We start from the raw sequence: 22,235 nt of genomic DNA, 5'->3' as shown, positions 1-22,235 counted from the left end.
CTCAGTTCCTCACTCTCGGGTCGAGCGCGGCGTAGAGCACTTCGGAGAGCGTCGATGAGAACAGGATCAGGATCGCCACGAACAGCGTCGTGCCGGCGACCGCGTTGATGTCGTTCTGGCTGATCGCGTTGAGGGCGAACTCCCCCATCCCGTGAAAGGAGAAGACGATCTCGAGCATGATCGAGCCCGAGACCAGGGTGCCGAAGCTGTAGGCGAAGAACGTGGACATGGGGATGAGGGCCACGCGCACCCCGTGACGCACCAGGGCCGAATTGCGCGACCGCCCCTTGGCCCGGGCGGTGCGGATGAAGTCGGCCGACAGCACGTCGAGCATGACGCTGCGCTGGTAGCGCGAGTAGCCCGCCGCCCCGATCAGCACCAGGGCGATGGTCGGCAGGAGCAGGTGGATGCCGCGGTCGAGTGCGAGTTCCCACCACGAGCCGGTGAGTCCGGCCGAGTATTCCCCGGTGAAGGTGATCAGCTGCATGCCCACCGCGCCGTTCAGCGCCGTAGCACCGATCATCAGCAGCACGCCGACGACGAAGGTGGGGGTGGCGAAGATCAGGTAGGAGCCGTACGTGACGACCTGGTCGCTCAGTTTGTACTGGCGCACGGCACCCCAGACTCCGAGCGTCACCCCGACGATGGCCCCGATCAGCGATCCGATCAGGAGCAACCGCAGGCTGACCCCGGCACGGGAGATGATCTGGTCGCCGATCGAGACGCCGTTGACCCCGGTGCCCAGCGAACCGTGCACGACGATGGTGACGAGCCAGTCCCAGAGCCGCTGCAGCACCGGCACATCGGGGTTGACGCCGAGACCGTTCAGGATGTTGTCGATGGTCTGCTGCGACGGCTGCGGGTTGCGGCCGTAATATTTGGCCGCCGGGTCGAGCGCCAGGCTGGACACGATGTACGCGAGGCAGGTCGCGATCATCGACAGGAAGAAATAGTTGACGAAGCGCCGGAAAATGTAGAAGACCATGGGGGCCGCGGATCAGACCAGGGCACCGGGAACGGCGACCAGCAGCGTGCAAAAATTCCAAACCATGAAAACTCCCCCATCGTTCCCCCCGCCGGGATACCGGGGGAAGGAACTGTTCTCGTGTGCTCGAGGGGAGAGCCTATGCCTGTGTGAAGCGACTCTGCCCCAGATGCCAGTCTGGGGCACTTTTAGACGGAAACTGTAACAGTTTCGAAACTTTGCGGGCACAATGCGCAAGAAAACGATCTGTCATTGAGCAAGACTCAGGCGCAACCAGATAATTCAGGCCAGCACCGACCACGCCAGCTGACTGGTCGGCCCGAGGACGAGCACGGCGCCGACCAGGAACGAGCGTCGATGCCAGCGGCGCACAAATCGCTCCCCGGCGCGCTGCGGAGCCTCGTGCCGGTCCCAGAAGCCGCGGATGGCCCGGTGCGCGGCCGATCCGCTGATGCGCCCGCTGGACTCCCGTATTTGCCCGGCCGCCCGTGAGGTCGCCGGCGAAGTCGCCAGCGCCGACCGGGTGGAGGACGGCGCACCCCAGCACACTAGACGCTTGCCCGACCGGGTCACCACGACGACCTGGTGCCGAAGCACGATGTCGTCCACCTCACCCCAGGGCACCTCGGTCGTGCTCAGCACGTTGACGATGGACAGCCCGTGGTGGTTCAGTTCCAGGCAGGGCCGCGCGAAGACCAGCCAGGCGCCCCAGACGATCAACGCCACGGCGGGCACGGCGGCCAGCGCCGTGTCCCAGCGCCCGCGAACGGCAGCGTCGGCCAGCAGCGCGGCACAGAGGACAACCAGGGCGGCGAAGACCGCCACCGAGGCGGGTGACCGGAGGACGGTCATCCCGCCCCCCGGAACCCGGTCAGCGGCCAAACTGGAAGTTGCCGCCGGGGATGGCCGCGAGCAGCTCCTGGGTATAGGCCTCGCGGGGACTGTCGAAGACCTCGTCCGTGGACGCGGTCTCGACGATCTTGCCCTTCTGCATGACGCAGACGTTGTCGGCGACGAGCCGCACGACCGCGAGGTCGTGCGTGATGAACAGGTAGGTCAGGCCCAGTTCAGTCTGCAGCTCGGTGAGCAGGTTGAGGATCTGTCCCTGCACGAGCACGTCGAGGGCGGAGACCGCCTCGTCGAGCACGAGCACGTCCGGCTTGAGGGCCAGGGCGCGCGCCACGGCGATGCGCTGGCGCTGCCCACCGGACAGTTCGCTCGGGTACCGGTACCGGGTGGCCCAGGGAAGGGAGACCTGGTCAAGCAACTCGCGCACGCGGGCCTGCCGCTCCGCGGCGTTGCCGATCTTGTGGGCCAGCAGGGGCTCCGCGATCGTGTTGCCCACGTTGTACTGCGGGTCCAGGGAACCGTACGGGTCCTGGAAGACCGGCTGAACGCGACGCCGGAACTTGAGCAGCGCCGCACCCTTGAGGCCGGCGACATCCTGGCCGTCGAATTCGATCTGCCCGCTGGTGATGCTCTCCAACTGCAGGATGAGCTTGGCCACCGTCGACTTGCCCGACCCGGATTCACCGACCAGCGCCGTGGTGGTGCCCTTCTTGATGGCGAAGGAGACGTCGTTGACGGCCAGCAGCTCGTTGTACCTCAGACCCTTGGTGCGGATGCGGTACATCTTGGAGATGTTCTGCACCTTGATCAGGTCCTGCGTCGCCGCCGCCTGCTCCCGCTCGGCCGCACGGGCCACGAGGGTCGTGTCGAGCGATCCACCGGAGAAGATCTCCACGTCGTCCGCATCCTGGCTCTTGGCCGACTGGATGCGACGCGACGCGAGGCTCGGAGCCGCGGCCACAAGGCGCTGGGTATAGGGATGCTGCGGGTTGGCGAGGATCTCCAGCGACGGCCCGGATTCGACGACCTTGCCCTTGTACATCACGACGAGCTGTTCGGCCCGCTCGGCCGCGAGGCCGAGGTCGTGGGTGATGAACAGCACCGAGGTGCCGTAGTCGCGGGTGAGGGTGCCGAGGTGGTCCAGGATCTGACGCTGCACCGTGACGTCAAGCGCAGAGGTGGGCTCGTCGGCGATCAGGAGCTTCGGCCGGGCGGACAGGCCGATGCCGATCAGAACGCGCTGGCGCATGCCGCCGGAGAACTGGTGCGGGAACTGCTTGAGGCGGTCCTCCGCGTCGCTGAGGCCCGCCTCCTGCAGCACCTGGATGGTGCGCTGACGCGCCGCCTTGCCCTGAGCCACGTTGTTGGCCCTGATGGCCTCCTCGACCTGGAAGCCGATGTTCCAGACGGGGTTCAGGTTGCTCATCGGGTCCTGCGGCACGTAGCCGATCAGGCGACCGCGCACATCCTGCATCTGTTTGTCCGACAGCCCGGCGAGGTCGCGGCCCTCGAACAGGATCTGTCCGGCCGTGATCTTGCCGGTACCGGCGAGGAGCTTGATGATGGCCTGCGCGGTCGTGGTCTTGCCCGAGCCGGACTCCCCCACGATCGCCAGAGTCTGACCGGCGTACAGGGTGAGACTGACCCCGCGCACGGCGGGGACGAGGCCATGCTGGGTTTGAAAACCGACCTCGAGGTCGCGGATCTGGAGCAGAGGCTCGGTGGAAGCGTCGACGCTTTCGCCGATGGGTTCGATGACGGTCTGGCTCATCGGCGGGCCCTCGCTTCGGGGTCGAGGGCGTCGCGCACGACGTCGCCCAGCATGAGGAACGCGAGAACGGTCACGGACAGTGCCGCCGCGGGGTAGAGCAGCACCTGCGGGTTGGTGCGGAGCGAACTCTTCGCCGCGTCGATGTCGTTACCCCAGGACATGATGCCCGGCGGGAGGCCGATGCCGAGGAACGACAGGGTGGCCTCGGCCACGATGAACGTGCCCAGCGAGACGGTGGCGATCACGATCACGGGGGCGATCGAGTTCGGCACGACGTGCCGCAGCAGAATCCGGAATTTGCTGACGCCCAGGGCGACGGACGCCGTGACGTAGTCCGAGTTGCGGGCGGAGAGCACCGCGCCGCGCATGATTCTCGCGATCTGAGGCCAGGCGAAAAGCGACAGCACGAGTGCGATGGTGACGGGGGTGCGCTCCGGCAGGACCGACATGAGCACGATCGCGCCCAGCACGGTGGGGACGGCGAAGAAGATGTCGCCGATGCGGGAGACGATCGCGTCGAGCACGCCGCCGTAGTAGCCGGCGAGCGCGCCGACGATAATTCCCGTGAAGGTCACCAGGATCGTGGCGAGCAGGCCGACGGTGACCGAGGCCTGCGTGCCGAAGATGATTCGCGCGTAGATGTCGCAGCCCTGACGGGTGTAGCCAAGCGGATGTCCGTCAGACGGACCGTCGTGGCTGTCGCCGAGGTCGCACTCGGTGGGCGACACCTGGGCGAACAGGCTCGGGAACAGGGCAACGATGACGATCAGGAGGATCAGGGCCGAAGAGATCCAGAAGGTGGGCCGCACCCGCATGGCGTCCCAGGCATCCGCCCAGGTGCTGCGGGCCTTCTGCGATTCATCGAGGCGGTCGACGGCTTCGACCGGGGTTTCTTCGAGCGCGGCCACGTAGTGGGTCTGCGCGTTCGGGTTCTTATTTGGCATAACGAATCCTCGGGTCCAGAGCTGCGTAGAGGAGGTCGACGAGCAGGTTGGCCAGCACGAAGATCACGACCATCACCGCGATGAACGACACCACGGTGGGTCCTTCGCCGAGCTTGATCGCCTTGTAGACGGTGCCGCCGACACCGTTGATGTTGAAGATGCCCTCGGTGACGATGGCACCGACCATCAGTGAGCCGAGGTCGACGCCGAGGAAGGTTACGACCGGGACCAGGGAGTTGCGCAACACGTGCACGCCCACCACCCGGCGGCGGGAGAGCCCCTTCGCCGTGGCGGTGCGCACGAAATCCGCGCTGAGGTTGTCGGAGACACTGGCCCGGGTGAGCCGCACAATGTAGGCGAAGGAGACGGAGGCCAGAACAAGGGCCGGCAGCAGCAGTTCACTCAGGGGAGCTTCGCTGCTCACCGTGGTGCGCGCCCAGCCGAGCTTCACCGCGAAGACGTACTGCAGCACGAAACCGATCACGAACGTGGGGACGCTGATCAGGAGGAGGCTGACCACGAGGGCGCTGGTGTCGAAGAGCTTGCCCTTGCGGAGCCCAGCGACGAGGCCGACGAGGATACCGAAGACGGCCTCTATGGCCAGCGCGAGCAGGGCCAGACGGGCGGTGATCGGGAAGGCCTTCGCCATCACGTCGCTGACCGGGCGGCCGGAGTAGGTGGTGCCCAGGTCACCCTGGAAGAAATTGCCGATGTAGATGAAGTACTGCACGATGAACGGCTTGTCCAGGTTGTACTGGGCGCGGATCTGCTCGACGACCCCGGGAGCCGGGGGCCGATCGCCGTACAGGGCCGCGATGGGATCTCCGGGAAGAGAGAACACCATGAAGTAGATCAGGAGTGTCGCACCGAAAAACACCGGGATCATCTGGAGCAGGCGTTTGCCGGTATACCAGATCATCAGGTCCCCAAGCCGGAACGTATGTACATGAGATTCACAATCACTGGTTGAGTCTAGTCACGTGTGGGGTCCGGGGCTGTATGCCCCGAACCCCACAGGTGTTATCTATTTACTGCTGACGAGCTGGTTGAACGAGAGCTACTCGCTCTTGGTGATGTCGGTGTACATCGGCACGGAGTCCCAGCCGAAGACGACGTTCTCGACCGACTCGGACCAGACGCCACTGACGTTGGAGTACCAGAGCGGGATCGTGGGAAGGTCGACGAGGAGGACTTCCTGTGCTTTCTGGTACTTCGCGGTGGCGTCCTCGACGGAGGACGCGGCCGCGCCTTCCTTGAGCAGCGCGTCGAACTCTTCGCTGGTGTAGTCCTCGTAGTTCGAGCCGGCACCGGTCTGGTACAGCGGTGCGAGGAAGTTGTACAGCGACGGGTAGTCACCCTGCCAGCCGGCGCGGGTGCCACCGGTCAGCTTGTCGGCGGAACGGTCGTCGAGCGCCGCAGCGAACGTCGGGTACGGCTTACCGATGGCTTCGATTCCCAACGTGTTCTTGATGCTGTTGGTCACCGCGTCGACCCAGGCGGCATGGCCGCCGTCGGAGTTGTAGGCGAGGTCGAACGTGCCGGTGTAGGGCGCGATCGCGTCGGCTTCGGCCCACTTGGCCTTGGCTTCTTTCGGGTTGTATTCGAGGACTTCGGCACCCTTGAGGGAGTCGGAGTAACCGTCGATGACCGGCGAAGTGAAGTCGGTCGCGGGGGTGCGGGTGCCCTGGAAGATGACGTCCGTGATTTCCTTGCGGTCGATCGACATCGAGATGGCGGCGCGACGCAGCTTGCCTTCCTCACCACTCCAGTGCTCGAGGTAGTACGGCATGTTGAAGCCCTGGAAGATGGCGGCCGGCTGGTTCACGAAGCGGTCCGGGAAGTCCGACTCATAGGACTCGAACGCGGCGTCCGGGACGGCGTCGAGCACGTCGAGGTTGCCACCCTGGACATCCGCGTACGCGGCGTCCATCGAGGCGTAGAAGACGATGTTCAGGCCACCGTTGGCGGGCTTGCGCACGCCGTCGTACTCGGGGTTGGTGACGAGGTCAATTCCGACCTCGTGCTCCCAGGCGCCCTCTTTTGCCAGCATGTACGGGCCGTTGCCGATCGGGTTCTCGCCGAAGGCTTCCATGTCGTCGTACGCGGCGGAGGGCAGCGGCATGAACGCCGTGTAGCCCAGGCGCAGCGGCCAGTCGGCCTCGGGCGAGGCCAGCTCGACCGTGAAGGTGGATTCGTCGACGACCTTCAGCCCGGTCAGTTCGGCGTCAGCGTCGTAGCTGAAGCCGGCGATGTTGTCAAAGAAGTACGAGGCGCTCTGGGCGTTGCTGAACTTCGCTCCGAAGTTCCAGGCATCCACGAAGGAGTCAGCCGTGACGGCCTCGCCGTCGGTGAACTCCCAGCCGTCGTTGAGCGTGACGGTCCAGTTCTGGGCGTCGTCGGACTCGATCGACTTGGCGACCTCGTTCTCGATCTCGCCTTTGGCGTTGTACGAGACGAGCCCGGCGAAGATCGAGGTGGTGATCTTGCCGCCTCCGGTCTCGGTGGTGTTCGTCGGGATCAGCGGGTTCTGCGGCTCGGATCCGTTCGTGGTGATGATCGCCGCGGTGTCACTCTCTGCCGGGGCGTCTCCGCTGGCGCAACCGGAGAGCACGAGGGCTCCCGCGGCAGCCAAGGCGATGGCAGGTATGCCCATTCTCCTGATTTTCAATTTTCCTCCAGTGCGCAGGGAAATGCCGCGTGACCCTCGGGCGAGCAGACATCTCGGATATACCGACCTTAAAGAGTGGGCGCGGACTTCGCATAATCCATTGCGGAAACGTTACAGATGCGAAACAAACTGCGCAGGATAGTTGCGCCACAGCAGGTTCTTGCGCGCAATCCGTCCACCGGATTCAGCAACCTGCTCGTTCCGGGCAGTGGGAAGATGGGAGGATGACCGTGACCACCCCCGTACGCCCTCCGCTGTTGATCTACGACGGCGACTGCGCGTTCTGCACGACCTCCGTGAACACCATGAGGCGTCTGATTACCGGCATGCCGACTTCCTCTCCCTACCAGTGGACCGACCTGGCGTCCTATGCGCTGACGACGAAGGAGGCCCAGTCCCGCGTTTGGCTGGTCGTCGACGACCACCGGTTCGGCGGCGCCGCGGCCGTGGCCGCCCTGCTTCGGCACCAGCCGAATGCGCTTTTGCGCGTCCTGGGTTGGCTCGGCACCGTGCCGCCGTGGTCGTGGGCGGCCGAAGTGGGCTACCGGCTCGTGGCGCGGTACCGCCACCGGCTGCCCGGGGGAACACCGGCCTGCCGGATGAAGCCGGGCGCGTGACTCTGCTCGGCAATCGAACCGGGATCCGCTGGGAGGTGGGGATCGTCCTCGGAATGTCGCTCGGGGCATCCGCTCTCTATTCGATCATCTCGATCATCGCCCGGCTGACCGACACCCGGCCGCTCTCGGAGCAGTCGGCGACCCTGAACGGGTCGCAGTCGCCGCGGGAATGGCTCGACTTCAGCTATCAGTTTTTGGGCATCTTCTTCGCCCTGTTCGCCGTGGCCCTGGTGCTCTACCTGCTGTGGCTGCCGCGGCAGAGTCCGTTCCGGCGGCTGGGCTTCGACTTCACGGAGCCGGGGCACGACCTGCTGCGCGGCTTCGGGCTGATGCTCGTGATCGGTATCCCCGGACTGGGGCTGTACCTCGCCGGGCGGTCCCTCGGCTTCACCGTGGCGATCGTGCCGTCGCCGCTCGACACGTTCTGGTGGACGATCCCGATCCTGGTGCTCTCGGCGCTGCGCTCGGCACTGGTCGAGGAGCTGATCGTGGTCGGCTACCTGTTCACCCGGCTGCGCGAGCTGGGTTGGTCCACCTGGACCATCATCGTGTCCTCGGCGCTCCTACGCGGCAGCTACCATCTCTACCAGGGCATCGGGCCGTTCTTCGGCAATGCGGCCATGGGGGTGCTATTCGGCTGGTGCTATCTGCGTTGGGGACGCACGATGCCGCTCGTGATTGCGCACTGGATCCTCGACATCGTCTCCTTCGTCGGGTACCCGCTCGCCCTCGCCTGGTGGCCGGGGCTCCTCGCCCCCGCCGCCTGACCTGCCTGCCTGACCTGCCTGACCTGCCTGACCGGTCTGCCGGACCGCGAATTCGACGGAGATTTTGCCGAGAACGGCTCGAATCGGGCCAAAACCCGGCCGGACAGGCAGAATCTCCGTCGAATTCGTTCGGGAGTGGCGGTCTACTCGAAGGCCTCGGGGGGCGGGCAGGCGCAGACGAGATTGCGGTCACCGAAGGCGTTGTCGATGCGGCGCACCGGCGGCCAGTACTTGCCACGAATGAGACTGCGCACCGGGTAGACCGCGGTCTCACGGTCGTAGGCGTGCGTCCACTCCCCCTCGATCACCGACTGTGCCGTGTGCGGGGCATTGTGCAGCGGGTTGTCCTCGGCAGGCCAGCGGCCGGCGGCTACGGCATCCGCTTCGGCCTTGATCGCGATCATGGCCTCGACGAACCGGTCGATCTCGACCAGGTCCTCACTCTCGGTGGGCTCGATCATGAGCGTACCGGACACCGGAAAGCTCATGGTCGGCGCGTGGAAGCCGTAGTCGACGAGGCGCTTGGCCACATCGTCGACGGTGACCCCGGTGGCCTCGGTGAGCGGCCGCAGATCGAGGATGCACTCATGGGCGACCAGGCCGTTGTCACCGGAATACAGCACCGGGTAGTGAGCCTCGAGGCGCTTGGCCACATAGTTGGCCGCGAGTACCGCGGCGCCGGTGGCCGCGTGCAGTCCCTCGGCCCCCATCATGCGCACATAGGCCCAGGAGATCGGTAGGATGCTCGGGCTGCCGTAGGGCGCCGCCGAGACCGGCCCGCCGGAATGCACGACCGTGCCGCCGACCGTGCCGCCGACCGTGCCGTCACTTTCATCGCCACCGCCGTCGACCGCCGCCGCATCGCGGGAGGCGAGGAGGTAGTGCTCGTCGCTCTGAGCGAGCGGGTGCCCCGGCAGGAACGGAGCGAGGTGCGCCTTGGCCCCGACCGGACCGACGCCCGGCCCGCCACCGCCGTGCGGGATGCAGAACGTCTTGTGCAGGTTCAGGTGCGACACGTCGCCGCCGAAGTCGCCGTAACGGGCGAAACCGAGCAGGGCGTTCAGGTTGGCGCCGTCGACGTAGACCTGGCCGCCGGCGTCGTGCACGGCCGTGCAGATGGCGCCGACCTCGTGCTCGTAGACGCCGTGCGTCGACGGGTAGGTGATCATCAGCGCGGCGAGGTTCTCGGCGTGCTCCGCGATCTTGGCGCGCAGGTCGTCCAGGTCCACGTTGCCGAGCTCGTCGCAGGCGACGACGATGACCTTCATGCCGGCGAGCACGGCGGAGGCCGCGTTGGTGCCGTGCGCGCTGGACGGGATCAGGCATACCGTGCGCTGGGTATCCCCGGTGGAGAGGTGGTAGCCGCGGATCGCGAGGAGCCCGGCGAGTTCACCCTGGCTGCCGGCGTTGGGCTGGAGGGACACGGAATCGTAGCCGGTGACATCCGTCAGCCAGGATTCGAGCTGCCGGATCAGTTCCAGGTAGCCCTCGATGTCGGCACGCGGCGCGAACGGGTGCAGCCCGCCGAACTCGGGCCAGCTGACGGCCTCCATCTCGGTGGCCGCGTTCAGCTTCATGGTGCAGGAGCCGAGCGGGATCATGCCGCGGTCGAGCGCGTAATCGAAGTCGGCGAGGCGTTTGAGATAGCGCATCATGCTCGTCTCCGAGCGGTGCGTGTTGAACACCGGGTGGGTGAGGAACTCGCTGGTGCGATGAAGTTCGGGCGGAAGGCCGGCCTCGACCATGCTGAAGTCGACCAGGCCGAAGGCATCCCGCCCGCCGAACGCGCCGACGACCAGGGCGAGATCCGCGAGAGTCGTCGTCTCGTCGACGGCGATGCCGACGGTGTCCGCGTCGACCAGGTAGAGGTTGACCCCGCTGGCGGCGGCGGCCCGGGCGATCTCGGCGGCGCGGCCCGGAACGGAGGCACGGACCGTGTCGAAGAACGTCGCGGTGACGACGTCGACACCGGCGGCGAGGAGCGCGACGACGAGTTGCCCGGCGCGCTCGTGCACCTGGGCGGCGATCTTCCGCAGGCCGTCGGGCCCGTGGTAGACCGCGTACATGCCGGCCATCACGGCCAGCAGCACCTGGGCGGTGCAAATGTTCGAGGTGGCCTTGTCCCTACGGATGTGCTGCTCACGCACTTGCAGCGACAGGCGGTAGGCCGGGTGGCCGGCCGCGTCAACGCTGACGCCGACCAGGCGGCCGGGAAGCTGACGCTCGAGGCCCCTGCGCACGGCCATGTAGCCCGCGTGCGGACCACCGAAGCCCATCGGCACACCGAAGCGCTGGCTGGTGCCCACGGCCACGTCGGCGCCGAGCTCGCCGGGCGAGGTGATCAGGGTCAGGGCGAGCAGGTCGGCGGCGACGACGGCGAGCGCCCCCTGCGCCTGGGCGGCGGCGATAACACCGGCCGGGTTCCAGACCCGGCCGGATGCGCCGGGGTACTGCACGAAGAGACCGAAGTACTCGCCGAGGTCCTCAGCGGACCCGGCCAGGTCGACCTCCACGAGGTCGATCCCGACGGCGGCCGCGCGATTGCCGAGCAGGGCCTTCGTCTGCGGCAGCGCGTCGGCGTCGACGAGGAAACGGGTCGACTTCGACTTCGACGCCCGACGGGTGAGCAGCATGCCCTCCACCACGGCGGTCGACTCGTCGAGCATGGACGCGTTGGCCGTGGACAGTCCGGTCAGGTCGGCGATCATGGTCTGGAAGTTGATCAGCGCCTCAAGACGGCCCTGGGAGATTTCGGGCTGGTACGGAGTGTAGGCCGTGTACCAGCTGGGGTTCTCGAACACATTGCGCTTGATCACGGCCGGGGTGACGGTGTCGTAGTAGCCGAGACCGATCATGGACCGCTTCACGGTGTTGCGGCCGGCGAGGTCCCGCAACTCCGCGATGGCCTCCCGCTCGGTGGCGGCGGGCGGCAGGGTGCTGTCACCGATGGTGCGGAACTGGTCCACCTGGATCGATTCGGGCACGGCCGCGTTGACGAGGGCGTCGACCGAGTCGTAACCGAGGATGGACAGCATGCGGGACTGCGCGTCGGCATCCGTGCCGATGTGGCGCTGAGTGAAAGGCTGTGACATGTGTGCGGAACCTGGCTTTTCGTTTTCGTTACTCGCCGATGAGGGCGGAGTAGTCGGCGTAACTGAGGAGAGGAGGCAACTCCGCGAACGTGACCTTGAGCAGCCAGCCGGCGCCGAACGGGTCGCTGTTGACGAGCTCGGGGCTCTCGACGACGGCATCGTTGGTCTCGGCGACGGTGCCCGTGACGGGGGCGAAGAGCTCGCCGACCGACTTGGTGGACTCGATCTCGCCGACGACGGTGCCGCCGGCGACATCGCTGCCGACGGCCGGCAGCTCGACGAAGACGACGTCGCCGAGCTTGTCGGCGGCGTAGGCGGTGATGCCGACGGTGGCGGTGTCGCCGTCGACGAGAACCCACTCGTGCTCGGCGGTGTACTGGAGTTCAGACTGTTCGGCCATGGGGGTGTTCCTCTCGAGGGGTGGACTATTTCTGACGCTTGTAGAACGGAAGGGCGGTCACGGTTGCGGGGATGCGGGTGCCGCGCACGTCGACGAAGACCTGGGTGCCGAGTCGCGCCACGCCGGGCGCCACGTAGGCCATGGCGATCGGATGTCCGAGCGTCGGCGACAGCGCCCCGCTCGTGATCACGCCGTCGGCCACGGTCGCGTCGGCACTGCGATACACCGGGTAGTCGGCGCGACCGGCACGCTTGCCGGCAGACTCCAGTCCCACGAGTACGCGCGCCTCCGCGCTGGGACCCTCTTCGCTGGCCTCGCGGCCGATGAAATCGACCTCCTTGGCGAGGTTCACAACGCGGCCGAGCCCGGCCTGCACCGGGTAGGTCGAGGTGCTCAGTTCGTGGCCGTAGAGCGGCATGCCGGCCTCGAGGCGGAGGGTGTCCCGGCTGGCGAGCCCCGCCGGCACGAGGTGGAAAGAGGCGCCCGCCGCGCGGAGCGCGTCCCAGAGCGCCGCGGCATCCGGCACGTCGACATAAAGTTCGAAGCCGTCTTCACCGGTGTAGCCGGTGCGGGCAATGAGAACGCGGCCGGCCTGGAAGGTACCGCCCAGGGCGCGGTAGTACTTCAGCGCTGACAGGTCGCCGTCGATCCTGAGGTCCGCCGTGGCCTCGAGGATGGCGCGCGAGTTCGGCCCCTGCACGGCGATCAGGGCGACGTCGTCGCTCTGATCGGTGACGGTGACGTCGAAGCGGGTGGCCCGGGCCGTGAGCGCCGCGACTGCCGGGAAACGATTGCCCGCGTTGGCGATGACGAGGTACTCGTTCTCGGCCGTGCGGTAGACGACGATGTCGTCGATGATGCCGCCAGCGCGGTTGAGGATGAGGCTGTACTTGGCCTGCAGCAGGTCGATCGCGGAGAGCTGGCCGGCGAGGGCATAGTCGAGGAACGCTCCGGCGTCCGGCCCGGCCACCAGGATCTCGGCCATGTGCGAGAGGTCGAAGATGCCCGCGCTGGTGCGCACGGCGTGGTGCTCGGCGAGATCGCTCGAGTAGCGCACCGGCATCTGCCAGCCGGCGAAGTCCGTAAAACTGGCGCCGGCATCCACGTGCGCCAGGTGCAGCGGGGAGAACCGCTCCACCGTGGGGGTCGAATCGGTGTGGGCTTCAGTGTCCGAGGTCATGAGTTCTCCAGGTTGTCGCCGGCCGGGGCCGAGCAAGAATCTCCGGGGCGCGATCGATCGATCGTACCCCTGGGAACTCCCCCTCTGTCGTCAGGCCTGAGAGCTTCACCGCAGCCGTTGGGCGGGCGCGATTTTCACCGTGGGCGAGCCGCTGCCGAGCCGCGACTACTTTTCAGAGTGGCCAGTTCGATGCGGTACGAGTACCTGAGAGATTGTCGGGGAGGATTGCTCCTTCGGTGTTCGACTGCCTGAGGGCGTCGAACTCTCCCGCATCGACCTTGATGGCCCTATATTCAGTTGAGGGTGTGCGCTCCGAGCCTAGCGCGTGCGGGCCCGGAAGCGTGGTGCGGCCGCTTCCGGTGGCCCCCGGCGACACCCCCAGCGGGAACGCGTACCCTTGACACTTCGCCCGCGATTCGTGCGGCGCACACAGAAAGGCGTTCCGTGGACATCACACTCCTCCGGCATTTCATCGCCGTCGCCGAGGAGTTGCACTTCCCGCGCGCCGCGATGAACCTCAATATCTCCACCCCGAAATTGCGCTCCTCGATCGCAAAACTCGAGGCGAACCTGGGCGTCGTGCTCATCGACCGCACCACGGAAACCACCCGATTGACCGCGGCGGGCAACCTGTTTCTCACGGATGCCCGCACCATGCTGGCCGCCTCGGATGAGCCCTGGAAGCCGCCGCTTCCGGCGGGCGGCAAGGCGAAGGCGGCGAAGGGCAAGGGCCGCGCGCCCGAGGTGAAGGGCCAGCCGCGTCCCGGCAAGCGCCGCCAGGGCCGCTAGCCCGCACGCTCGACTTCGGACTCTAGACGCCGGCCGAGGCACGGCGCCAGGCCGAGAAACTGGCCACCGATCCGCTATGCGGCGGCACCAGCCACGGCCACGGGTGCAGCACGGCCGCGCCCTCCGCGTAGCGCGCGAAGCTGGGCACCGGCGCAAACGTGACTGCTGCGTCGAGGCCCGGAACGATCACTCGCGGGTCACCCAGGTACACGACCACCTCGCGACGCCGGGCCAGATCCTGAAGGGTTTCCACGGTGAAGATCAGTCTTTTGCTTGAGAGCCGCAGCTTGGCCAGGGCCGGCTCGTCGAAGATGAAGGCGGCCGGCAGTGCGGGATGCGCCGCGAGCGCCGGATCGGCGTCGCCCAGGGAATCGACCGTCAGCAGCACCGACCGGGGTGCGCGGCGCCGCACGACGTCGGTGGGCCCCAGCGTGTCGGACAGGTGCGAATCGTGCGTGAGAGTGGCCGGAGCATCCGTCACCGGCACTGGCGCTGCCCCCACCGGAAACTGCTCGATCGGGCAGGCCCGGGCGAGCGGACACTCCCGGCAGAGCTGCGGTGCCCGTTTCTCAACCTGCCAGCGGGCGAAGCCGTAGGCGGAGCCGGTGCCGGCACCCACGGTCCACTGCCAGCCCAGGAGGTTGGCCGCGCGGGAGCCGTCGAGCAGGTGCCGGTAGAATTCTTCCTGGCCGGCATGCCACCCCGCGCCAGACCGGACCGTGTACTGGGAGGCCAGCCACATCCGGGTCTGATTGACCAGCCAGCCGTCGGTTTCCAGTTCCGACACGACCGAGTCGATGCAGTGCATCCGGCGCGGCCAGGCCTGAGGTTCGAATTCTCCGGCCCAGGGTGCCGCAAAGCGCAGGTTTCGGTGCAGGGCCACACCCACACGCGCATAGAGGTGTCGGGCGTATTCCTGCCAGAGCAACTCGTCCCGGAATTTGCGGGTATCTCGGGCAGGTCCTTTGCCGACGTGCTCCCAGGCCCGGCGAAGCGGCACCAAGGAGTGCCGAATGTACGGTGATAGCCGGGATGCCCCGCGATCGGTTTCCGGCAGCACCTGGCTGCGCCTGGCCGCATAGCCCGCCACCGAGAATTCCGCCAGGGCACGGTCGGCGCTGGTCTGGCCGCCCCGGATGCTCGGACTCGCCCGCACCTCGTCATCGACCAGGTGGTGCAGATGGCGCCGCACCACGGCATCCGCGGTTCCGTCGTTCAGGGCGATGAGCACACTTGATATTAGACTCCGCCCGAGGGGCAGCAGAAAGCGAAACGGGCCTGGGCCGGTCACGATCAAGATGATCGCGATCGGCCCAGGCCCGTTGGCGGTGAGCAGGTGGCCGGGTAGGCCTACTTGTTCCGCACGTGCACCGGGGCGGCCATCTCCTCGGCCTCATCGACCGACAGTTCGAGGCGTGCGAATGCCGGGTCATCCGCGAACGACTTCATCCGCGCGATGCGGTAGATGATCAGACCGTAGAGGGCCTTGGCGAGGATGTCGGCGACCGAGTATCCGATCTGTTTGCCGACCCAGGCATCCGAGCCGTCGATACCCAGCATGGGCAGTAGGTAGGCGATCGGGTAAACACCCCAGGTCAGCAGCAGAAGCAGGCGCAGTTGGCTGATCGTGCGGCGCACACTCTGCGGCTGGCGGTCGAGGGACTTGGTCAGTTCGACGAACAGAACGTAGAGGATGTACGCGAACGGGATGGTGGAGAGCAGACCGAAGATTCCGCGAACGGCGTTGTCCCCGCTGAGCTCGCCGGGGTACCCGAGGATGATCATCAGGGCCGATGCCGGAATGAGCCGGTACAGGAGACTGGTTTGCACCTTGCGGGCCAGGGCGAGAACCGCGATCAGTTCGAGCAGCAGCAGGGGGACCGTGAGCAACCAGTCGACGTAGCGGTAGCCCTCATTGAAGGACTCCCCGGCGACCTGCACATAGTCGCCCGCCCCGCCGATGGCCTCGGTGACGAAGGCAGCCTTGAAGGAGTCGAAAATGCGGAAATAGTGGTAGGCGGCAATCGCACAGACGATGGCCGCGACGGTCATCGCCTGACGATACCGGGGCAGGACCCGCTTGAGCGAGATGATGATGAAGATCGCCGTGAACAGCTGTGACGCGATGACGAGCGAGAACACGTTGTAGACGGTGTCGTATTGAATCTGGGTGAGGGAATCGGGAATCAAGTTGTCCTCCGAATAAGCGAGAAAGAACAGGAAAGAGTCGTGCCGAAGAGCTTTGCTGTGTTTATTGATTTCTCAGTTACTGAACTGCCTATCTGATTGCTAACTATGAATTTAGTACACGTTTCCTGATTCTTTGCATAGAGTATCGCCCCCGGTCAGCAGGTCAATAGCTACGGTGCAGATGGCGCTCAGCCGCTATACGCTCGCTGATGTGGTCGACACCGCCCTACCTGCTGGTGCCGACCTGCTGTGCCACCGTACGCCGGAACAGCAGCGGCAGAATGACCATCGCGAGGGCGGTGACCAGCCAGACCACCAAGGCGGCCAGGATCCAGGTCCGCCAGCCGCGGATGACAAGCCCGTTGGCGACGACGGATGCGACCAGTAGCACCACGAAGGTCGACACTAGGCCGACCCCGCCCAGGAACGCCGGCGTATTACGTGCCGTCAATTTCGTGATAGAGGGCGACAGGATGCTCTGCGCGGCCGCGAAAACGAGCACCGTGATCAGGAATCCCTGCCAGGTAAGCCTGAAACCCACGAGTACCAGCGACGCCACCCCGAGGCCGAGCGCGGCCGAACCGAGGAAAATGGCCGCGCGGATCAGGAAACGCACCATGGCTACTCCTTCTTCTTGGCGGCCGCCTTCGCCGCCCGCTTGGTTTCCCGCACCCGGTTCAGGGATTCGGGATCGACGATGTCGGCGACGGACCGGAACGAGCCGTCCTCACCATAGGGCTCGGAGGCCTCACGCCAGCCCTCCACGGTGAGACCCTGACGCTTGCCGAGCAGGGCAAGGAAGATCTTCGCCTTCTGCTCGCCGAATCCCGGGAGCGCTTTCAGGCGCCGCAGGATCTCGGCGCCGTCCGGGGAGTCGGCGGTCCACAGGGCGGACGCATCACCCCTCCAGTCTGTGGCGATCACGCCCGCGAGGGTCTGCGTGCGAGCGGCCATCGAGCCCGGAAAGCGGTGCACCGCCGGCGTGGCCCGGAACACCTCGACGAGTGCATCGGCGTCGAAGCCGGCGATGGTCGCCGGATTGAGCGTGCCGATCCTGTCGCGGATCTTGGCCGGCCCGGCGAACGCGGTCTCCATCGCGATCTGCTGGTCCAGCAGCATCCCGAGGAGGAGCGCGAAGGGGTCATCGCTGAGCAGGGCGTCGGCGGCGTCATCGCCGGTGAGGTGCAGCATCATGCGACCATTGTGCCACCGGCGGCGCGCCGGCGGGATTCCCCTAGACTCGGCGGATGTCCCGCCTCGTCGTCGTCCTCCCGCTCACGGCGCTCCGTACAGGCGACAGCTTCCCGGTGTCGGAGTGGCCATTGCACATCACCGTGCTGCCCCCCTTTCACACGGATGCCGTTGCATCCGTCATCGCGGATGTCATTTCCGGCGTCGTCGCCGCCACGGCATCGGGCCGCACCGCCCTCACGGCGGTCGCGGGTGCCGACGCGCTGTTCGGCCGGCGCGAGGACGTGCCGGTGACGCTCGTCGGGGACGACCCGCGCCTGACCCGGCTGCACCGCGCCCTCGTCGAGGCTGTGCGGCCGTTTGCCTCCACCCCCGACGAGCCCGCGTTCACGGGTCCCGGCTTCCGGGCCCACATCACGATCAAGAACGGCGCCCGGGTGCACGAGGGCCAGCGGCTCGCTCTCACCCAGATCGCCCTCGTGGACATGGCGCCCCGATCGGCGGCGAGCGGCCGCACGGTGCTCGCCACGTTCCCCTTGCCTACTCCCGTGTGAGTGCGGACACCCGGTCGGGTGCAGCGGGTCTGTGCGCCGAGCTGCGCCCCGGCTTCCGCAACCAGGGGCGTCACGCGCGCACTCGGGCAGATCCCGCGATCGGTGCAGAAGCGTTGACCCTTCCGGTGACGTCGTTCGAGTCGGCGCTGACGGGACTGATCAACGACGTCGCCCAGAGTCCGCACGAGATCATCATGGTGCTCGATGACCTCTAACTGATTGAGGCACCGGATATCCGCGATGCGCTGGTCTTCCTCCTCGATCACCTTCCGCCGAATCTGCACCTGGCCGTGGCGAGCCGATCCGATCCGCTCCTCCCCGTGGCGCGACTGCGCGCCGGCAACGAGCTCACCGAGTTCCGGGCATCCGATCTGCGCTTCACCCCGGACGAGGCTTCCGCCTTCCTGAAGGACATGGTGGACCTGAAGCTCTCGGCCGAGGACATCGCCGCTCCTGACACACGCACAGAGGGTTGGATCGCCGGTCTCCGGCTGGCGGCCCTCTCGATACGGGAACGCTCGGATGTCTCCGGCTTCATTCACGGCTTCACCGGGAGCAACCGGTTCGTGATCGACTATCTCGCCGAGGAGGTGATGCAACGTCAGCCCGAGAAGGTGCGGGCATTCCTGCTGCGCACCTGCATCCTGGACCGGCTCACTGGCCCCCTCTGTGACGCCGTCACCGAGGAAACGGGGAGCAGCGAGATGCTGGAGTCCCTCGAGCGGAGGATCTCTTCGTCGTTGCCCTGGTTGACCGGCGCCGCTGGTACCGGTATCACCACCTCTCTGCATATGTCCTGCGGGCGCGGTTGCGGATCCAGCAGGGACGGCTGACGGATGCCCGGGCCTGGGCCAACAAGCACGGCCTGTCCGCGGACGACGAGCTGACCTACCTGAGCGAGTTCGGGCACATCACCCTGGCGAAGCTGCTCCTCGCGCAACACCGGGCCGATCCGAGCGAGGGGTCGATCGGGTCGGCCATCCGGTTGCTCGACCGGCTTCTCGCCGCCGCCGGAGTAGGCCGCCGAGGCGGGATTCAGCTCCGACTACGTGCGACGGATCGGCCGGGCCCTGCAAACATCCGGCGATGAAACAGTCGGCCCGCCGACCCTGCCTGAGCCCGTGAGCGAGCGCGAGCTGCACGTACTCCGGTTCCTGGCGACCGAACTCACGGGTCCCCAGATCGCCCGTGAATTGTGCGTCTCGCTCAACACCCTGCGCACCCACAGCAGGCACATCTTCGGCAAGCTCAACGTCAACAGCCGTTCGGTTGCCGTCAGCCACGCCGCCCAGCTGGGCCTGATCTAATCCGGCAGTCGGCATAATCACCACCTCGGTCACCACGTGGGGTGATGCCCCGTCAGCATGTGTCTCCTTAGATTCGGGTCATCCTCGGGTATCCGCCTGGGGCTTCTCAGAGCATCGGAGCACCTCATGAGCATCACGCCTTCTACTCTCACCCGAAGGGCCGCGGTCGCCGCCGCACTGTCCGGGCTGATCTATATCGTCATCCAGTTCATCCACCCCGCCGACGAGGCCGCCTCCCTCACCACCCAGACCTGGGTGACGGTGCACAGTCTCAGCTTCGGCATGGCCGTCCTCGGCTTGGTCGGCATCACGGGCTGAACTCGACCGCTATGAGATTCGGCTTCAGGGGCAGCTCGTGGAGAGTTGGAGTGACTGGTTCGAGGGCTTCACACTGACCGGGACAGGCGACGGCACGACAGTCCTCACGGGCTCGGTCATCGACCAGGCCGCGCTGCACGGGCTGCTGCGCCGAGTGAGTGACCTGGGTGTGACGCTGATCTCCTTCAACGCTCTGGGAAGCAGGCAACCATGACCCGGGACATCGCGACTGCCGCGGCACCCCACGACAGTCGAAGGATGGCCCAGCGGGGCAGTGGCGTGCGTCAACCGGGTTGATCCTGCTCAGCCTCATCCCGCTGCTCGCCGGGGCAGCGCGGCTGACCGAGCAGGCGGGCGGGGCTGTCGCCTCGGCGCACAACGCCAGGTTCCTCGACTCCCCCGTGCCCATCGTGACGCATATCCTCAGCGTGACCGTGTTCTCCTTGCTGGGAGCGCCGTTCGGGCCCGGCGACGAGGTGATCGCGATGCTCGGCAGCCGATTCGGCGGGCACGCGGAATACGTCTGCATCCCGCAGGATGGCGCGATCACGGCGAAGCCACGGAACATGACCTTCACGGATTCCGTGACTCTCGTCTTCGGCGGGACCACCGCCCATGCTTTTTTCAGCCGCGCCGAGATCAAACCGGGCAGCACCGTTCTCGTGAACGGCGCATCCGGTGCCGTGGGCACGGCGGCGGTGCAGCTCGCCAAGCAGATGGGCGCGCGCGTCACCGGCGTGTGCAGCGGCGCCAACCGCGAGCTGGTCACCGCGCTCGGCGCCGACCGGGTGATCGACTACACAACGGAGGATTTCCTGCTCGAGGGGCAAACCTACGACGTCATCATGGATTGCGTCAGGAACGCCCCCTGTGAACGCGCTGCGACGTGCCTCACTTCCGGCGGCGCCCTGTTGCTCGTCGTCTCCGATCTCCGGGGGCTGCTTCTGGCCGCCTGGCACACCAGGAGGAGCGGGAGGCGGGTCGTCGCGGGCAACATCGACAGCACCGCGGATGCTCTCGCGCACCTGGTCGACCTTGCCGAGTCGGGTCGGTCCCTGGCGGTCATCGATCGGACGTACGACCTGGCCGACGTCGCTCTGGCGCACCGTTTCGTCGAGGCCGGCCATAAGAAAGGCAACGTCATCCTGCGCGTCCCGGCCGGTTGAGGGGGCGGAGGCAGTCTCTCTGGTCCGTGAGCATCGGGGCACGCGGTTTTGAGTTCATCGAGCGTGGCCCCGATCCCGATTCTGTTGCTCGTCCGCGGAGAAGTCGAGGTGTCGGCCGAGGGATCTCCCCTGTCCCTGCAACACGATTTGCTGAAGCGGGGAGCCCCGCGCGGTGGCTAATTCAGGAGAATTGTACGACCCGTGGCGGGATCCACTCTGAAAGACCACCCTGGTGGCATCCCCGGGCGACAGATCTCCTGATTTAGCCACACCCCACACGCCCCACGCAACGCGCTGGACGTTGAAGCGGAACTCCACCGCCTTACCGCACGAAAACACATTACGAGTACCAGGGAACTCAGCCGGCCAAGCCAAGGAAGACCATCACGACTCGCTCAAGTGCACCGAGCCTCGCCATCGCAACTGATGCCGCAGCGGACAACTGCGCCCCGCGCACCGGCAGCAATTGTCCGAAACGGAATCAGTTGCGGCCGGAACGCTCTACACGTTGAAGCGGAACTCCACCACGTTACGTTACAGAACAACCCCTGAACCGGGTGAGCGAGCGAGTGCGGTCGTCCCCGCCGCCGGCAGACCCAGGTCTGCACCGAGCTGAACGAACCAGCGGCGCTGGTAGGCGGGCAGATCACTTCTCAAGGCTGACTCGACGCCTTGAACGACGAAGCTCCGACTCCACACTCCAGCCTCCACGAGCCCGGGCACGACCACTGTTCGAAGTGGATCGTTGACATCACTCCGGTCGCTCTGCCTCAAAGAAGCACCTTTGACGCCACGCGTCGTGAAGAGACGAGCGAAGAGCACCCTGGTGACTTTCGGTCTCGCAAGCAGCCAGTACAAAAGCGGCTTCCCCGGCCTGTCAGCCCAACCGCTGATCAGCATCAAGACAGCTCCATCATGATGTGGTGCCTCGACGAGACCTTCTTCAATCCACTCATACATCACGGCCCGACCCCGGTTACGGTCCCAGTTCTTGGGATTCGCTGCGAAATCCGAAGACCATTGATCGACGAACGCGATGAGGTCGTTGGGGAACAAGGCCGGGTACACCCACTGCGCAAACGAACGGTCCTCTGGTATCGGCCAGACTTTCGCGGCCTGAGCGGGCACTTTGGAGGCCAGCAGGACGGTGGTCGCCGCATCCCAGTGCCCTAGTTCCAATGGCCCTGTCCAGGCGTCAACGAATTGCGCGTACCCCCCGGGATAGTCTGCTCGCAGATCGCGAAGCCACGAAGTCACCGTCGATGCTGAACTCGCGCACAGGATGGCCTTGGCCTGACCAACCAGGGGCTTGCACGCCGCGCGGCGCTCGTACGGCTCAACGGAAGCGAGTCGGGCCGCAAGGTCACCCGAACGGCCCGTTGCGAGGAGGTTCCTGAGCGAGTCGACCGTGAGCATAACCGAATGCTAGTCCGCTCTCCGCCCACCA

Annotated in this window: 25 protein-coding genes and 1 riboswitch; of the genes, 11 read left to right on the top strand and 14 right to left on the bottom strand. The window is 66.4% G+C overall.

Annotated features, from left to right (window positions below):
- Position 1: 1 nt before the first annotated feature.
- The 6 genes from E3O62_RS05315 to E3O62_RS05290 all read right to left on the bottom strand — a co-directional run bounded on the left by E3O62_RS05315 (position 2) and on the right by E3O62_RS05290 (position 7,202).
- A complete protein-coding gene (locus E3O62_RS05315; protein ID WP_134397780.1) occupies positions 2-985 on the bottom strand; it encodes an ABC transporter permease in 984 nt (327 codons plus the stop codon).
- Positions 986-1,267: 282 nt separating this feature from the next.
- Complete coding sequence (locus E3O62_RS05310) at positions 1,268-1,837, bottom strand: PH domain-containing protein (protein ID WP_134397779.1); 570 nt, start codon at positions 1,835-1,837, stop codon at positions 1,268-1,270.
- A gap of 19 nt (positions 1,838-1,856) precedes the next feature.
- A complete protein-coding gene (locus tag E3O62_RS05305) occupies positions 1,857-3,605 on the bottom strand; it encodes an ABC transporter ATP-binding protein (protein ID WP_134393973.1) in 1,749 nt (582 codons plus the stop codon).
- On the bottom strand, positions 3,602-4,549 hold the full coding sequence (locus tag E3O62_RS05300; protein WP_134393974.1) for an ABC transporter permease: 948 nt from the start codon (positions 4,547-4,549) through the stop codon (positions 3,602-3,604). Before E3O62_RS05300 ends, E3O62_RS05305 begins: the two co-directional genes overlap by 4 nt.
- Complete coding sequence (locus E3O62_RS05295) at positions 4,539-5,468, bottom strand: ABC transporter permease (RefSeq protein WP_134393975.1); 930 nt, start codon at positions 5,466-5,468, stop codon at positions 4,539-4,541. Before E3O62_RS05295 ends, E3O62_RS05300 begins: the two co-directional genes overlap by 11 nt.
- A 138-nt stretch (positions 5,469-5,606) precedes the next feature.
- Positions 5,607-7,202, bottom strand: a complete 1,596-nt coding sequence (locus E3O62_RS05290) for an ABC transporter substrate-binding protein (protein ID WP_241973329.1) — start codon at positions 7,200-7,202, stop codon at positions 5,607-5,609.
- A 239-nt stretch (positions 7,203-7,441) separates the two neighbouring features.
- Between E3O62_RS05290 and E3O62_RS05285 the strand changes: the two genes are divergently transcribed.
- Positions 7,442-7,834, top strand: a complete 393-nt coding sequence (locus E3O62_RS05285) for a thiol-disulfide oxidoreductase DCC family protein (RefSeq protein WP_134397778.1) — start codon at positions 7,442-7,444, stop codon at positions 7,832-7,834.
- 53 nt (positions 7,835-7,887) lie between these two features.
- Positions 7,888-8,601: a CPBP family intramembrane glutamic endopeptidase gene (locus E3O62_RS05280; protein WP_134397803.1), complete on the top strand. Its 714-nt coding sequence runs from the start codon at positions 7,888-7,890 to the stop codon at positions 8,599-8,601.
- 143 nt (positions 8,602-8,744) lie between these two features.
- On the opposite strand, the gene gcvP is transcribed toward E3O62_RS05280, so the two are convergent.
- The 3 genes from gcvP to gcvT are packed head-to-tail and all read right to left on the bottom strand — an operon-like array spanning position 8,745 to position 13,273.
- Positions 8,745-11,693 carry an aminomethyl-transferring glycine dehydrogenase gene (gcvP, locus tag E3O62_RS05275; RefSeq protein WP_134397777.1) on the bottom strand — a complete coding sequence of 983 codons (2,949 nt, stop codon included), beginning with the start codon at positions 11,691-11,693 and terminating at the stop codon, positions 8,745-8,747.
- Between the two features lie 28 nt (positions 11,694-11,721).
- Complete coding sequence (gcvH, locus tag E3O62_RS05270) at positions 11,722-12,093, bottom strand: glycine cleavage system protein GcvH (protein ID WP_104100875.1); 372 nt, start codon at positions 12,091-12,093, stop codon at positions 11,722-11,724.
- Positions 12,094-12,118: 25 nt separating this feature from the next.
- Positions 12,119-13,273, bottom strand: a complete 1,155-nt coding sequence (gene gcvT, locus E3O62_RS05265; protein ID WP_134397776.1) for a glycine cleavage system aminomethyltransferase GcvT — start codon at positions 13,271-13,273, stop codon at positions 12,119-12,121.
- Positions 13,274-13,455: 182 nt separating this feature from the next.
- A riboswitch (glycine riboswitch) is annotated at positions 13,456-13,553 on the bottom strand.
- A gap of 164 nt (positions 13,554-13,717) precedes the next feature.
- Between gcvT and E3O62_RS05260 the strand changes: the two genes are divergently transcribed.
- Positions 13,718-14,062: a LysR family transcriptional regulator gene (locus E3O62_RS05260; RefSeq protein WP_134393980.1), complete on the top strand. Its 345-nt coding sequence runs from the start codon at positions 13,718-13,720 to the stop codon at positions 14,060-14,062.
- Positions 14,063-14,084: 22 nt separating this feature from the next.
- On the opposite strand, the gene E3O62_RS05255 is transcribed toward E3O62_RS05260, so the two are convergent.
- The 4 genes from E3O62_RS05255 to E3O62_RS05240 all read right to left on the bottom strand — a co-directional run bounded on the left by E3O62_RS05255 (position 14,085) and on the right by E3O62_RS05240 (position 17,446).
- Positions 14,085-15,293, bottom strand: coding sequence for an FAD-binding domain-containing protein (locus E3O62_RS05255; RefSeq protein ID WP_198413761.1), 1,209 nt, complete (start codon positions 15,291-15,293; stop codon positions 14,085-14,087).
- 119 nt (positions 15,294-15,412) lie between these two features.
- A complete protein-coding gene (locus tag E3O62_RS05250) occupies positions 15,413-16,252 on the bottom strand; it encodes a bacteriorhodopsin (protein WP_134393776.1) in 840 nt (279 codons plus the stop codon).
- 226 nt (positions 16,253-16,478) lie between these two features.
- Entirely contained in the window at positions 16,479-16,871 is a 393-nt protein-coding gene (locus tag E3O62_RS05245) for a phage holin family protein (protein ID WP_134397775.1), read from the bottom strand.
- 2 nt (positions 16,872-16,873) lie between these two features.
- Positions 16,874-17,446, bottom strand: coding sequence for an HhH-GPD-type base excision DNA repair protein (locus E3O62_RS05240; RefSeq protein ID WP_134397774.1), 573 nt, complete (start codon positions 17,444-17,446; stop codon positions 16,874-16,876).
- Between the two features lie 53 nt (positions 17,447-17,499).
- On the opposite strand from E3O62_RS05240, the gene E3O62_RS05235 reads away from it, so the two are divergent.
- From E3O62_RS05235 to E3O62_RS05200, 8 genes are all read left to right on the top strand, one after another.
- On the top strand, positions 17,500-17,997 hold the full coding sequence (locus tag E3O62_RS05235; RefSeq protein ID WP_134393778.1) for a 2'-5' RNA ligase family protein: 498 nt from the start codon (positions 17,500-17,502) through the stop codon (positions 17,995-17,997).
- Positions 17,994-18,212: a hypothetical protein gene (locus tag E3O62_RS05230; RefSeq protein WP_134397773.1), complete on the top strand. Its 219-nt coding sequence runs from the start codon at positions 17,994-17,996 to the stop codon at positions 18,210-18,212. The genes E3O62_RS05235 and E3O62_RS05230 overlap by 4 nt, the downstream gene beginning before the upstream one ends.
- 105 nt (positions 18,213-18,317) lie before the next feature.
- Positions 18,318-18,830 (top strand): hypothetical protein, encoded by a 513-nt coding sequence (locus tag E3O62_RS05225; RefSeq protein WP_134397772.1) that lies wholly within the window; start codon positions 18,318-18,320, stop codon positions 18,828-18,830.
- Positions 18,806-19,087, top strand: coding sequence for a hypothetical protein (locus E3O62_RS05220; protein WP_134397771.1), 282 nt, complete (start codon positions 18,806-18,808; stop codon positions 19,085-19,087). The genes E3O62_RS05225 and E3O62_RS05220 overlap by 25 nt, the downstream gene beginning before the upstream one ends.
- A 31-nt stretch (positions 19,088-19,118) precedes the next feature.
- On the top strand, positions 19,119-19,304 hold the full coding sequence (locus E3O62_RS05215) for a response regulator transcription factor (RefSeq protein WP_166784533.1): 186 nt from the start codon (positions 19,119-19,121) through the stop codon (positions 19,302-19,304).
- Between the two features lie 126 nt (positions 19,305-19,430).
- Complete coding sequence (locus E3O62_RS05210) at positions 19,431-19,622, top strand: hypothetical protein (protein WP_134393782.1); 192 nt, start codon at positions 19,431-19,433, stop codon at positions 19,620-19,622.
- Between the two features lie 37 nt (positions 19,623-19,659).
- Positions 19,660-19,836 carry a hypothetical protein gene (locus E3O62_RS05205; protein WP_198413760.1) on the top strand — a complete coding sequence of 59 codons (177 nt, stop codon included), beginning with the start codon at positions 19,660-19,662 and terminating at the stop codon, positions 19,834-19,836.
- Between the two features lie 79 nt (positions 19,837-19,915).
- Positions 19,916-20,788, top strand: a complete 873-nt coding sequence (locus tag E3O62_RS05200; protein WP_134397768.1) for an NAD(P)-dependent alcohol dehydrogenase — start codon at positions 19,916-19,918, stop codon at positions 20,786-20,788.
- A 534-nt stretch (positions 20,789-21,322) separates the two neighbouring features.
- On the opposite strand, the gene E3O62_RS05195 is transcribed toward E3O62_RS05200, so the two are convergent.
- A complete protein-coding gene (locus tag E3O62_RS05195) occupies positions 21,323-22,204 on the bottom strand; it encodes a hypothetical protein (protein ID WP_134397767.1) in 882 nt (293 codons plus the stop codon).
- Between the last annotated feature and the right edge of the window lie 31 nt (positions 22,205-22,235).

The sequence above is a fragment of the Cryobacterium sp. TMT2-15-1 genome (assembly GCF_004402345.1).
In the GTDB taxonomy this organism is placed as follows: domain Bacteria; phylum Actinomycetota; class Actinomycetes; order Actinomycetales; family Microbacteriaceae; genus Cryobacterium; species Cryobacterium sandaracinum.
This window is presented reverse-complemented; position numbering and strand designations above follow the sequence as displayed.

What these genes read in the sequence shown, in the direction of transcription:
- E3O62_RS05315 (WP_134397780.1), bottom strand. Translation starts at nt 985, where the DNA reads ATGGTCTTCTACATTTTCCGGCGCTTCGTCAACTATTTCTTCCTGTCG.
- E3O62_RS05310 (WP_134397779.1), bottom strand. Translation starts at nt 1,837, where the DNA reads ATGACCGTCCTCCGGTCACCCGCCTCGGTGGCGGTCTTCGCCGCCCTG.
- E3O62_RS05305 (WP_134393973.1), bottom strand. Translation starts at nt 3,605, where the DNA reads ATGAGCCAGACCGTCATCGAACCCATCGGCGAAAGCGTCGACGCTTCC.
- E3O62_RS05300 (WP_134393974.1), bottom strand. Translation starts at nt 4,549, where the DNA reads ATGCCAAATAAGAACCCGAACGCGCAGACCCACTACGTGGCCGCGCTC.
- E3O62_RS05295 (WP_134393975.1), bottom strand. Translation starts at nt 5,468, where the DNA reads ATGATCTGGTATACCGGCAAACGCCTGCTCCAGATGATCCCGGTGTTT.
- E3O62_RS05290 (WP_241973329.1), bottom strand. Translation starts at nt 7,202, where the DNA reads ATGGGCATACCTGCCATCGCCTTGGCTGCCGCGGGAGCCCTCGTGCTC.
- E3O62_RS05285 (WP_134397778.1), top strand. Translation starts at nt 7,442, where the DNA reads ATGACCGTGACCACCCCCGTACGCCCTCCGCTGTTGATCTACGACGGC.
- E3O62_RS05280 (WP_134397803.1), top strand. Translation starts at nt 7,888, where the DNA reads ATGTCGCTCGGGGCATCCGCTCTCTATTCGATCATCTCGATCATCGCC.
- gcvP (WP_134397777.1), bottom strand. Translation starts at nt 11,693, where the DNA reads ATGTCACAGCCTTTCACTCAGCGCCACATCGGCACGGATGCCGACGCG.
- gcvH (WP_104100875.1), bottom strand. Translation starts at nt 12,093, where the DNA reads ATGGCCGAACAGTCTGAACTCCAGTACACCGCCGAGCACGAGTGGGTT.
- gcvT (WP_134397776.1), bottom strand. Translation starts at nt 13,273, where the DNA reads ATGACCTCGGACACTGAAGCCCACACCGATTCGACCCCCACGGTGGAG.
- E3O62_RS05245 (WP_134397775.1), bottom strand. Translation starts at nt 16,871, where the DNA reads ATGGTGCGTTTCCTGATCCGCGCGGCCATTTTCCTCGGTTCGGCCGCG.
- E3O62_RS05240 (WP_134397774.1), bottom strand. Translation starts at nt 17,446, where the DNA reads ATGATGCTGCACCTCACCGGCGATGACGCCGCCGACGCCCTGCTCAGC.
- E3O62_RS05235 (WP_134393778.1), top strand. Translation starts at nt 17,500, where the DNA reads ATGTCCCGCCTCGTCGTCGTCCTCCCGCTCACGGCGCTCCGTACAGGC.
- E3O62_RS05210 (WP_134393782.1), top strand. Translation starts at nt 19,431, where the DNA reads ATGAGCATCACGCCTTCTACTCTCACCCGAAGGGCCGCGGTCGCCGCC.
- E3O62_RS05195 (WP_134397767.1), bottom strand. Translation starts at nt 22,204, where the DNA reads ATGCTCACGGTCGACTCGCTCAGGAACCTCCTCGCAACGGGCCGTTCG.